The following is an 11592-nucleotide window of genomic DNA, read 5'->3' on the forward strand; positions in this document are numbered from 1 at the left end:
ATCACACCCGCACAAAAACTGAAGAGGGCTGCGTGAATTCTACCGTAGAGCCCCGTTAAAAACGGGAGGATTACCAGGTCGTCTTTCTCTGCCGGAGAGTTTCCCCCTAAGCAGCACTTGGCAGCTTTGAGATGCATGGTATCGATCACGCTAGTGTCCAGCTTGGGACTTCCGCCGACATGGCCGCGAAAACACGCCGGAGTACACACCGCCTCGCTGTAAACGACTTGTCAGCTGCAAGAATAGGGTATCCGCAAATCCTGGGGCTATTCAGAGGGATGCTCGGCTGGTGTCAGGTCGGCCACCCGTATGGCGTGATCGCGGGCTTCAGGAGGGAGCCTGTTTGTCGCCTTGCTTATCGGAGCCCCTAGCGTCTCACGAGTTAGGGGCTCCGGCAAAGTCAGCGCGGCTAAATTCACCGCTGCAACGCACCACGCAGGGTATCGACGATGTAGCGTTGCTCGTCGTGCGTGAGGTTTGGATATAGGGGAAGCGTCAAGGCTTCCCTATAATAGTGTTCCGTCTCTGGAAGGCGAGTATCGACGTGACCACGTTCCCGCCAGTAAGGCTGCGTATGAACCGGAATGTAATGAACATTCACACCAATATTGTGAGCTGTCATTATGTCAAAAACCGCTTTCCTGTTTGGAGAGCCGGCTACGTCCGGGACACGAATGATATAAAGGTGAAAAGCAGAATAAGTGTCGTTTCGGCGGTACGGTGTCACGACGGGAATGTCGCTCAGCAAGGCGTCGTAGCGGGCGGCAAGAGCGTGACGCGCTGCGACGAAAGCATCGAGACGTGCCATCTGGCTTGCCCCAAGTGCCGCCTGAAGATCCGTCAGCCGATAGTTGAAACCTAGGCCTTGCTGCTCGTAGTACCATGGGCCGTCCGGGACCTTGGACATAAGATCCGGTGCCCTTGTGATGCCGTGGCTACGTAGCAAAGCCATTTTTGCAGCTAGCTCATCATCGTTGGTCGTCACCATGCCGCCTTCGGCAGTGGTGATGATTTTTACAGGATGAAAGCTGAAAACTGTGATGTCCGAAAACTCACATCTCCCGACAGGCGTGCCCTTGTACTTTCCGCCAACGGCGTGCGACGCGTCCTCAACGATTTTGAAGCCGAATTCGCGAGACAACGCTGCAATCGCTTCCATGTCGCAGGACTGTCCCGCCATATGAACCGGGATGACAATCTTGGGAAGCCTGCCATCGACCTTGGCCTGCTTGAGTTTGGCCTCCAAACGTTCCGGGCAAAGGTTGAACGTTACGGGGTCGATGTCTACGAAATCGACGTCAGCCCCAAGATAGCGGCCGCAGTTCGCGGACGCCACAAAGGTAATGGACGACGTCCACAGCAAATCGCCAGGACCAAGGCCCAGGGCTGCGCAGGCGATGTGTAGCGCCGAAGTCGCGCTATTGACCGCCAGCGCATGCCGCACGCCACAATACTCAGCGACCGCCGCCTCGAAACGAGGCACAGCTGGCCCCTGCGTCAGAAAATCCGACTGGAGGGTCTCAATGACTGCTGCCACGTCAGCATCATTGATGTCCTGGCGGCCATACGGGATGCGACCGCTCATATTTTTCCAATCTTGTGGCTGTTTGCTTCTATCCATACCCCGAGCTCACTGGAACTCATCCATTCAGTGTTGTTGTCGCTCGTGTAAGCGAAGTCAGGCGCAACCTTCTTGCCGACCTTGATCCGCTCTTCGGAAATATGCCAGTTGTGAATTGCCGGCAGAATTTTGTAATAGCTATCGTATTCGTAGGTGTATTCAGCATCCTCAAGACCGATCATCTGCTCATGCAGTTTTTCACCAGGCCGGATGCCGACGATCTTGTGTTGAGCATCGGGGGCAACGGTCATCGCAACGTCCGTAACCTTCATGGACGGAATACGCTTCACGTAGATCTCGCCGCCGACCATGTCGTCGAACGCGTGCCAGACCAACTCCACACCCTGCTCCAGAGTGATCATAAAACGTGTCATCCGCTCATCGGTAATCGGAAGTTCACCTGAATCCCGAACAGACATGAAGAACGGAATGACTGAGCCGCGCGAGCCCATCACGTTCCCATAGCGAACGACGGCAAATCGCGTTTCGTGGCTGCCCGCATAGGAATTCCCGGCGATAAACAACTTGTCAGACGCGAGCTTGGTAGCACCGTAAAGATTTATCGGGCTGCTTGCCTTATCGGTGGACAAAGCAACGACGCGCTTGATGCCACGATCAATGCAGGCGTCAATCAAATTCATTGCGCCGTTAATGTTCGTCTTGACGCATTCGAATGGATTGTACTCGGCGGTTGGCACGATTTTCGTCGCCGCAGCATGAACAACGTAATCAACGCCGTCGAGGGCGCGGTAAAGTCGCTCGCGATCACGCACGTCACCGATGAAGAAGCGCACACGCTTGTCATGGCCGTATTTCTGCGCCATTTCCCACTGCTTCATCTCATCTCGGGAGTAGATGATCAGTCGCTTTGGGTTGAATTTCTCCAGAGTCATCGGCACAAACGTGTTGCCAAACGAACCTGTTCCGCCGGTTATCAGAATTGTACTATTATTGAGCATTTTGCCTCGTCAAACCATTTAGACTCTCTAGGATTCAGCATCCATGTCCGCAGCCTTTTAGCCAATAGCCTCTGAACTGCCAAGAAGGAAAGGATCGGTTCAGGTGATAATAACAGAAACGGCAACTTCCGCTCTTGGAGAGAGCCGTCTAAAAGGTAGCTCCAGCCCGGTGAAAAATAGCTCTTGGGTCGGGAACTATCCACAGTGATCTTATGCGGCGATTCAAGACCTGACAAAATGAGCACAAGCGAACGATCCAGCGCACCTCGGAAACTTCTCATAGTCTGTGACGGCGGCCCAAATATTGGCTTTGGGCACCTTATGAGAAGCAGGGCAATAGCCGATACGGCGTGCCGAAACGGGATCGAGACGACGATCATTGGCCCCAAGCTACATTACTCGAACGAGCACGACAGAACCCGTTTTGCGGAGTGGATAGAATATCCAGAAAAGGGCGTCGACGGATGGGAGGACTGGACCCGATTACTGACACGGGTCGCGCAATCAAAAGGAGTTCGGCACGCAATAATCGATGACTATAGAGTCCCTGGTGCTCAGCAATTGGTGCTTCGGGAACATGGACTACGCATACTTCACCAATATGACGCCAGCGCCCCTCCTTCTTTTGCCGCCAACCTCGCCGTAAACGCCAGCCCGGCGGAAAGCGCGGCGCGCCACGCAAACCAGTTGCTTCGCCATGATGTCGACTTCTTGAATGGGCCACGCTTTGCCGTGATAAGGGAGGCATTCGCCGCGACAGCCGTGCGCCCCACTGAAAGACCGGTCCGGCGAATTTTGGTTACGTTCGGTGGGGGAGACGACCGCGGCGGGATAGGGTTTTCAATTGGGTCATTGGCGCCAGCCTTGCGGCTGCGGCCTGACATAAGGCTTGTCGTGATGACCAGCGCGCAGAATCCCAATGTATCGGCAATCAAATCGCTGATTGAAGGGCAAGGGCTTTCCAATGTCGACATCGAACTTGATCATCCAGACGTTCCCGCGTTGATGGCTTCCTGCGATCTAGCGGTTATGGCCGGTGGCACATCAGTCTATGAAGCGGCCTTCTGTGGCCTGCCGATGATATTGATCGCGATTGCCTCTAATCAAGAAGGGCAATGCAAGGGATGGGACGGGCTCCGCGCCGCGCGCTATCTCGGCAACATCCAGGAGTTGCGTGAGCGCCATTTACTCAGCTGCACCCTCTCGCTACTTGACGACCGAGACGCAAGAATGAATATGGCGCGCGCCGGTAGGGACAATGTTGATTTAAAGGGCGCGACAAGACTTCTTGAGGCTTTGTTTGAACGCGAACTGGGATTTGAGGTAATTCAATGAACAATACCGTGCTGGTGCTGGGAAGCAATGCAGGGCAGACAGACCTGATTCGCCATATGAAGTCTCGTGGCTGGCGAACGGTGGCGTGCGCGCATGTCAGGAATCTTCCAGGCGAAGCTATCGCTGATGCGTTCGAGCAAGTCGATGTGCGGGATCCGGATGCCGTCGCAGCGCTTGCAAAGCGAGTGGGCGCAGACTTGGTCTATTCGGTCTCCTCGGACCTGGCCATCAAGACGGCAGTAAGCGTATCAGAGCGCCTGGGATTGCCACATTTTTACAGCAGCGATTTCATCGATCTCCTTGATCAAAAACACAAACTTCGTGCTCACCTCAATCAGAACGGGCTCAGTGAAGTTGCATATAAGCAGGTAACAAGTGCATCCGAAGGAAAGGGATGGTCGTCGTTTCCTTGCGTCGTCAAGCCTGCCGATGCGCAGGGCCAACGGGGAGTTGTGGTCGTCAAGGACAGCGACGAGCTGCTTGGGGCCTTGGACGCCGCGATTTTATTGTCTCCCAGCAAAACAGCGGTGGTAGAAGCCTACTTAGATGGCGTTGAAATTTCTTCGAATGTCCTCGTCTATCAAGGCGAGGTCGTTGTGAATGAGGTTTCGGAACGTCTCGTACACAGCGGTCACCTGTTTGGAATTCCACGCGGTCATCTCGTTCCCTGTTACAATGTGTCCGAGGAAATGCGAGCTGCTGCGCGCCAACTTGTCCGCGATGTCGTCGCCTCGTTGCAGATCACAAGCGGTTGCTTGTATTTTCAGATGAAAATCACGCCGGACGGTCCGAAGATAATTGAAATCGCCCCCCGGCTCGACGGCTGCCACATGTGGCGCCTTATATATCACGCCCGTGGTTTTGATTTTCTAGCCGCCACCGTAGACGTATTGCTCGGCAAGGCCCCCGAGCTAACCCTGCGGTGGGAAGACATACCCCTACATGAATTGCTGTTCCAACAGACCCCGCCGGGCAGCGTCTTTCAAGAAGCCGATTTTCCTGTACCAGCAAACGCGCACTATCACGAATACCGCTATTCTGACGGAGAAACGGTAGTGCCTATAAACGGCCTTATGGAAGTGGTTGGCTATTATGTACGCATGACCCCGGCGGATGAGGTCAGCAAATATGGTGCGGACAAACGATAATGCGCGTTGCTGTAACCGGCGGGAATGGCTTCATAGGAAGCTATTTGTGCAAAAGGCTTCTAGATCGCGGAGATGACGTGGTCTGCATCGGGAGATCGCATGAATCTCTCGAGCAGATCGAGGGAGCCGTCGAAAGACATGTAACGGACTTCAGCCCCCAAGACGTAGCAACCGCAATGACCGGTTGCACTGTCCTCATACACCTCGCTGGCAGGCGAAGTGCGCGCGGGGAAGACATCGAGCTTGTCGCAGAATTTGCGCATACTGGCCTCACGATGCTTGATGGATTGCTCAGGGGTGCCTTGGCAAATGGCTTGAGACAGGTTGTGCAGGCGTCATCGATAGCGGTATATTCCGGGGCCAATACAAAGCCCTATTCCGAAAAAGAAGTTCCGATACCTGCAAGCAACTATGGATTGGCAAAGCTCTTCTGCGAACAGTACGCAGACTGGTGGAGTTCGCGGCATGGGATGCCGGTTGCACATCTTCGCCTTGCGGCATCCTTCGGAGCTGGCGAACGCCTATCGCCGGCGCTAATGAACATTAGCGACCGCGCCTTTCAAAAAAAGAAAGTCAAGATTTCGGAGAGTGGACGCCACGCAATCGATCAAATTTATGTCGCGGACGTAGTCAATGCTATTCTGCGCATAGTAGATAACGGCGCCAAAGGCGCCTATAATATTGGTTCCGGCAGGGCCGTCAGTGTTCTTGAAATAGCAGAAACGGCAAACGATGTGTTCGGCAACGACGGAAACCTCGTCGTCGAGCCTGCCAATGAGCATTCCCGGCCCTCGGGAGTCCACAATCATATGGTTATAGACCGCGCGCGCGAGCAGCTTGGCTGGGAGCCGGAATACACCTTAAGGCGTGGCCTTGAAGAAATGAGAGACAAATGGAGCTTGCTGCAAAAATGACCACGTCTAGTGTTCCGACGATCAAACAGGCCCTCTATGCTGGCACGCCGAAAGCCAATGACACGACCCCTTTCATCATCGCGGAGATGTCGGGCAATCACAACGCATCACTCGAAAGAGCGCTGCGGATGGTTGATATCGCGGCCGAAGCAGGAGCAGATGCAGTCAAGCTGCAGACTTTCAAGCCGGAAACGATGACCCTCAACGTCAAGAAAGAGGGTTTTACGGTTACGGCAGAAAAGTCGCTTTGGAAGGGCAGAGAGCTGTTCTCGCTTTTTAAGGAGGCACAGACTGCTTGGGAATGGCATAAGCCAATTTTTGAACGGGCCAAAGAGCGAGGCATTCTTTGCTTCAGCTCGGCATTTGACGAAAGTTCCGTCGATTTCCTGGAGGAGATGGGCGCGCCAGCTTATAAAATTGCCTCGTTTGAATGCACCGACGTGCCTCTTATTCGATACGTCGCCCAGACAGGCAAACCGATGATCATTTCGACGGGAATGGCTTCACTGGGTGAAATCGAAGATGCGGTCGGGGCGGCGCGAGACGGCGGGTGCACAAACCTGACCCTGTTGAAGTGCACCAGCACTTATCCAGCAACGCCTGAGACGAGCAATCTGCTCACTATACCGCATATGAAGAGCCTGTTCGGTTGCGATATCGGACTGTCCGACCATACTCTCGGGATCGGTGCCGCGATCGCGGCTGTGGCATTCGGTGCGACAGTTATCGAAAAGCACTATACGATTGCTCGGGCCGACGGCGGTGTCGATTCCGCGTTTTCGCTAGAGCCCGACGAATTCAAAAGCCTCGTGACTGAAACGAAAGTGGCCCACGCTGCTCTCGGTAGGATCAGCTACGGCGCATCTGCCGAGGAACAACATGCCCGGTTCAAACGCCGCTCACTATATATTGCAGCAGACATGGCCAAAGGAGACATCCTGACAAAGGATAATCTCAAGCGCATCCGGCCAGGCCTCGGCCTAGCCCCGAAATACTACGAAAGCATGTTGGGACGCAGGGTAAACCGCGATCTGGAAATAGGTACGCCTTTCACGCTTGAGTTGATTGGATGATGGCGTTTGGGCACCACCCCGAGGTCTTCGGTGTCGCTGGAGCGCGCAACATATCAACCAGCGTTGCGGCCCGATCTTCGGTCTGCCTCCCGGCAGCTCTTAGTCCATGCCCCAATCGCGGCCCGGAACTGTTGTCGCTTGTGACCGTACACGGGCATCGAGAACGCAGCAGAAACACACTGATCTTGAGGAAGGTTCCACAATGGAGCGCGCTATGATAGCCCCACAGAAGCCTTCAAATGGGCGCTGGACTATCAAGCGCTATCTCGCTCCCCTCTCCCTTAAGGTGGCGCTTAAATTTGCAGAGTACGGCTACCCCAACAAAGCGCTTGCCGTCTTGAGGTGGCGAAATCCCAAGGCGGCGTTGCAGCTTCAGGCCGATCTTCTGCGCAGGATGGGCCGTGAAGCCGAAGCGCGCGAAATGAGCGTTCGCGCATTGAGGAAAATACTCGCAAACTTCACGAGAGCCAACAATATTACTGGCATGCTTCGCGTGCTGGCCCAGTTAGAGGCGATGGGCGCTTCCGGGCAAACCGCGGCCGGTAAAAAAATCGTAAATTACTTAAGCGATAAAGATGATCGGGAAAAGCTTTCAGGCGCCGCCGAGGCTATCCTGAAAGATTATCCGGAAAGTAAGTATTTACTGTATCTTGCGGTGTTAACTCGATCGTTGTTGGGCGACTATCGGACATCGGCAAGCCGAATCGAAACGCTTCTCGCAGATTCGTCTGTTCTGACGGATCGAAAGAAGAAACCCCAATTTACCTTCTACGTACAATGCTGGGACGTGATTGATAGAATTGCTCGCGAGAACGTCGATTGGTCAAGCGAGGACATTTCTGATGGCGGCGCACCGCAGCTAGAGTTCAACACACCCGACGACACCCAGAATGAGCTTGTCAATAATGGGCCAATCCGCGCGGAAACTATTGCGCATTTGCCTATCGGAAATGATGCCTCACCAGACTCCGTCCTGGGTGCTCAGGTCCATTTTTTCAAGGAAACCTTGATCGAAGGACGGCGGCAGGCGGAGTTTTTGGCTCTGTGCGAAGAAGAGTTTCGCAACACGCCCGCGCTCTCTTCAAAAATCTCGACTATTCGGCAAATGCTCCGCGTTGGGCGACGCCAGCTTCCCGACTACCGTCCGGCGTACGAGCGCGCAAGCGCTTGTTTGGACGAAGTGATGGCTGAAATCCGTGAAACGCTTCTGGAAGCAGACCCGCTAACGCTCATCACGCAAAAGCGAATCAGCACACTTTGCCAACTGCTCGTTCTGGTTCGAAAACTTGGCCGCCGCGAACTAGCCGAGGAGATTAACCAGCTTTTTGTCGTCCTCGCCAAGCATAAAAAAGTCGGCCCGGACATCTGGCAGGCCGCGGCGGTTATCGCAGCGGAAGCAGATTGCCACGAACATGCCAACGCGGTCATTCGAGCGACGCGGCGCCTCAAGCCAAAGCACGAGAATGACATCAGAAATTACCTACGCTACGCTGTTTTGGCACAGCAGTATAAGGCCGGCGCTACATTTGTAGCGAGTTTGGCTAAGGGGTTTCGTCAGCGTGCGTGCTGCATACACTACGCCGAAATATTGCGTCGCCAGGGCCTATTCAAGGAAGCCGAAACGCTCGTTGCAGGGATCCTGGGCAACATTCTGGCAAATCCAAAAGCTCTAAAACCCGTACAGTGCTATCAAATCTTTATTCAAAAAGGTGAGTTGGAATTCCTGCGTCAAGCAGCAGACATCCTTTGCGAGCAACAACAACCGCAGAAGCCGAAAGAGATCGTCTTGGTTTTTGCGCGCAACGTGGGGATGATGAGCAACTACCCTATCATGGCGCTTCGCGAATTCAAGCGCCGGGGATGGGCTCTAATTCCGGTCGTCGAAGGCCACTTTCCTCTCGACAAGACGGGCGATGCAGATATCGATGCTATGAGCTATGCCATTACAAAGAATGCGGGGCTCTCAACGGCCGCCTCTCAAATTCTTCCGCCATTGGCAAATTTCGAGTTTTCACCTGACAAGGGCCGAGTATCCTGGGACGGCATCGATCTCTCCCATCCACTTTGGGAAGACGCGTCGATCAAAAGACGCCGCTATTCGGTGGTATGGGAATGCCCGGAATTGCAGCAAACGTCGGAAGCACTCATAAACTGGACGAAATCCGTCGCCCGTGTTCTAAGTCATGTGCAGTCTCTGCAACAAAAAGATCCCGACCTGCGTGTGGCGATCGTCGGCCTCTTCAGTTCACGACTCCCGGACGCCCTTTTGCGTTTCTACTGCGACACAAAGGGTAGTCCAGATCGGCTGTTTTTCTTGCACGCTGCCAATGGTTACCAGAACTATTTCAGCAACTTCTCCACGAACGTCTCTGAACGCTTCGTTTTGCGCAATATGACGCGCTTCCCACAGGCACGGTCGGCAAGCTTCCCTCTACCTGACAATTTCGCCAATTATTACGATGAAAAGAGCGGGGAGGCCGACGAAATATTGGAGCGCTTCGAGGGGGTAACGAGGATAAAGCGGTCTACAATGGGGCAGCGTGAACGCTCCGCTGATGCCGAAGCCGCCCGTGAGCGCATTCTGGAATGGCGTGCTCAAGGTGGTAAAGTCGCCTGTGCATTTGGTAAGGTTGTGTGTGATTCCGGAACCCCGTTCAATGGGGGTCCCACCCACGAGAACATGAGTGATTGGATCAATCACTGCGTACGAGTGGTTAAAGATACCAAAACCTTGTTGCTGGTGAAGCCTCATCCACACGAGACCAATAACCAGATCGCAACTTTTCCAACCGAATATTTCCGTGACCTTATCAGCGAGCCGCTTGGTGAGAACGTCATGTTCCTGGGCAACCGTTGGTTTGATATCCATGATATGGGCGAATTGATCGACATCGGCCTCATCTATAATGGCACAACTGCAGTCGAACTGGGCATAATGGGTATTCCGTGCGTCCTTGCAGGACATTTCGCACCGATCGATTACCCCATCGGCCACGTAGCGCCGCAGAGCCGTAGCGAGTTTGAAGAGTATCTCCGCTTCGAGAAAGTCGCGCACGTTTCTAACGACATCAAGAGACGCGCAGCTGTATGGCTTAACTATATGAGCGACGAGAACTTCACCGTGGACTACCGTTTCCACACGAGACAAATCACCAATAAAAAGATCTACCCACCTTTCTGGTTTCAGCAGGATGTGGCCGACGAAGACAAGCGTGACGTATCAGCTGCGATACTTGTCGATCGAGCGCTGGGTCTGCGGCACGAACCAGGCGGCGGGAGAAAAGACACAATGCTTGATGTCCTCCCGCGGGCGATTGCAGAGGGGCATGGCGGGTAAAACTGAGCGCCGCCGGCCGCCAGATTAGGATCTAGTTTAGTGAAAATTGCTATTATACCTGCCCGGGGAGGAAGCAAACGCATTCCTCGTAAGAATATATTGCCGTTCCTTGGCCGTCCGATGCTCAGTTGGCCAATCTCGGCTGCTGTTCGCAGTGGGCTTTTTGACAAAGTAGTGGTGTCGACCGACGATGATGAGATCGCCGAAGTAGCTCGAAAAGCGGGAGCGGAAGTACCCTTCAAGCGACCAGCGGAGCTTTCGGACGATTTCACGCCAACACGCGCGGTCATTAATCATGCAATCAATAGCGTCGAGATACTTTTCGGCCAAAGGGTGGGCCTTGCATGCTGTATCTATGCCACCGCCCCGATGATCGAACCCGATGATCTCTCTGCCGCTCATGCATGCCTCGCGGCGGAACCAAACGTTGATTTTGTCTTCGCTGCCGCCCACTTCGCCTACCCGGTCCAAAGAGCTTTGGTGGCAAATGAAAGAGGCACAGTCGATATGCTTTGGCCGGAGTACCGTGTTACCAGAAGCCAAGATTTACATGAAGCATTTCACGATGCCGGTCAGTTCTACTGGGGACGCCGGAACGCATTCCTTGAGAATAAACCGATGTTTTCGGATCACGCCCGCCCCTACATTATGCCAAGATCGCGTGTTCAGGATATCGATACGCCGGAAGACTGGGCTTTTGCGGAGAAACTGATGCAATTGCACCTCCAACTGCCTTCGCCATCGCAGCTGTGAATTGTCGACTCAGCCTCTCCATGTTCCATGGCTCTTGCGCCGGTAGCCACAACCCGGATCGTTCTTAGGGGGAGTTTTCCGGCTTTTAGTCACGATGACAGGTTGGCTTCGCCATCGGGATTGTGCGTGGCAGTCGGCAGATTACATCTGATTGCCGAGCGAGGACGATCCTCGTTGTCGTGTCGACGCCAAGTCTCCACTTTTTCGCGCAGATCCGCAAAGGGCAGGAACCAGTGCGTGTTCAGACACTCTGTTCACTCCTTTCTGTTAAAGGCCGCGATGAAACCGTTTCACTGCCCTTGTCGACCCGCATCCTCCCGGGGTAACCGGACTTCTTGCATACGCGTCCGGTGTCTGGACCAGAGCCTCGCCACGCTGGTAATCCTCCCGTTTTTAACGGGGCTCTACGGTAGAATTCACGCAGCCCTCTTCAGTTTTTGTGCGGGTGTGAT

At 54.1% G+C, this 11592-nt stretch carries 9 protein-coding genes; 6 read left to right on the top strand and 3 right to left on the bottom strand.

What is annotated here, in order from left to right:
• Positions 1-415 precede the first annotated feature (415 nt).
• Both pseC and pseB read right to left on the bottom strand, forming a co-directional pair.
• Complete coding sequence (gene pseC, locus AC1RT2_RS32035; RefSeq protein WP_493108485.1) at positions 416-1585, bottom strand: UDP-4-amino-4,6-dideoxy-N-acetyl-beta-L-altrosamine transaminase; 1170 nt, start codon at positions 1583-1585, stop codon at positions 416-418.
• Positions 1582-2580 carry a UDP-N-acetylglucosamine 4,6-dehydratase (inverting) gene (gene pseB / locus AC1RT2_RS32040; RefSeq protein WP_069063247.1) on the bottom strand — a complete coding sequence of 333 codons (999 nt, stop codon included), beginning with the start codon at positions 2578-2580 and terminating at the stop codon, positions 1582-1584. The genes pseC and pseB overlap by 4 nt, the downstream gene beginning before the upstream one ends.
• Before the next feature lie 321 nt (positions 2581-2901).
• Between pseB and AC1RT2_RS32045 the strand changes: the two genes are divergently transcribed.
• From AC1RT2_RS32045 to pseF, 6 genes are all read left to right on the top strand, one after another.
• The gene (locus tag AC1RT2_RS32045) at positions 2902-3915 is read left to right on the top strand and encodes a hypothetical protein (protein WP_493108486.1); all 1014 of its coding nucleotides are present in this window, start codon (positions 2902-2904) and stop codon (positions 3913-3915) included.
• Positions 3912-5063, top strand: coding sequence for an ATP-grasp domain-containing protein (locus tag AC1RT2_RS32050; protein ID WP_493108487.1), 1152 nt, complete (start codon positions 3912-3914; stop codon positions 5061-5063). Before AC1RT2_RS32045 ends, AC1RT2_RS32050 begins: the two co-directional genes overlap by 4 nt.
• On the top strand, positions 5063-5977 hold the full coding sequence (locus AC1RT2_RS32055) for an NAD-dependent epimerase/dehydratase family protein (protein WP_493108488.1): 915 nt from the start codon (positions 5063-5065) through the stop codon (positions 5975-5977). The genes AC1RT2_RS32050 and AC1RT2_RS32055 overlap by 1 nt, the downstream gene beginning before the upstream one ends.
• Complete coding sequence (gene pseI / locus AC1RT2_RS32060) at positions 5956-7050, top strand: pseudaminic acid synthase (protein ID WP_493108489.1); 1095 nt, start codon at positions 5956-5958, stop codon at positions 7048-7050. The genes AC1RT2_RS32055 and pseI overlap by 22 nt, the downstream gene beginning before the upstream one ends.
• A 214-nt stretch (positions 7051-7264) precedes the next feature.
• Positions 7265-10387 carry a hypothetical protein gene (locus AC1RT2_RS32065; RefSeq protein WP_493108490.1) on the top strand — a complete coding sequence of 1041 codons (3123 nt, stop codon included), beginning with the start codon at positions 7265-7267 and terminating at the stop codon, positions 10385-10387.
• 39 nt (positions 10388-10426) lie between these two features.
• Positions 10427-11140, top strand: a complete 714-nt coding sequence (pseF, locus tag AC1RT2_RS32070; RefSeq protein WP_493108491.1) for a pseudaminic acid cytidylyltransferase — start codon at positions 10427-10429, stop codon at positions 11138-11140.
• Positions 11141-11229: 89 nt separating this feature from the next.
• Here pseF and AC1RT2_RS32075 read toward each other — a convergent pair whose 3' ends face one another.
• The gene (locus tag AC1RT2_RS32075) at positions 11230-11385 is read right to left on the bottom strand and encodes an integrase core domain-containing protein (protein ID WP_493108492.1); all 156 of its coding nucleotides are present in this window, start codon (positions 11383-11385) and stop codon (positions 11230-11232) included.
• Positions 11386-11592 lie beyond the last annotated feature (207 nt).

Source organism: Shinella sp. GW821-FHT11G07, assembly GCF_058808115.1.

Excerpts from the sequence above, each read along its gene's own strand:
- pseC (WP_493108485.1), bottom strand. The coding sequence starts at position 1,585 with ATGAGCGGTCGCATCCCGTATGGCCGCCAGGACATCAATGATGCTGAC.
- pseB (WP_069063247.1), bottom strand. The coding sequence starts at position 2,580 with ATGCTCAATAATAGTACAATTCTGATAACCGGCGGAACAGGTTCGTTT.
- AC1RT2_RS32045 (WP_493108486.1), top strand. The coding sequence starts at position 2,902 with ATGAGAAGCAGGGCAATAGCCGATACGGCGTGCCGAAACGGGATCGAG.
- AC1RT2_RS32050 (WP_493108487.1), top strand. The coding sequence starts at position 3,912 with ATGAACAATACCGTGCTGGTGCTGGGAAGCAATGCAGGGCAGACAGAC.
- AC1RT2_RS32055 (WP_493108488.1), top strand. The coding sequence starts at position 5,063 with ATGCGCGTTGCTGTAACCGGCGGGAATGGCTTCATAGGAAGCTATTTG.
- pseI (WP_493108489.1), top strand. The coding sequence starts at position 5,956 with ATGGAGCTTGCTGCAAAAATGACCACGTCTAGTGTTCCGACGATCAAA.
- AC1RT2_RS32065 (WP_493108490.1), top strand. The coding sequence starts at position 7,265 with ATGATAGCCCCACAGAAGCCTTCAAATGGGCGCTGGACTATCAAGCGC.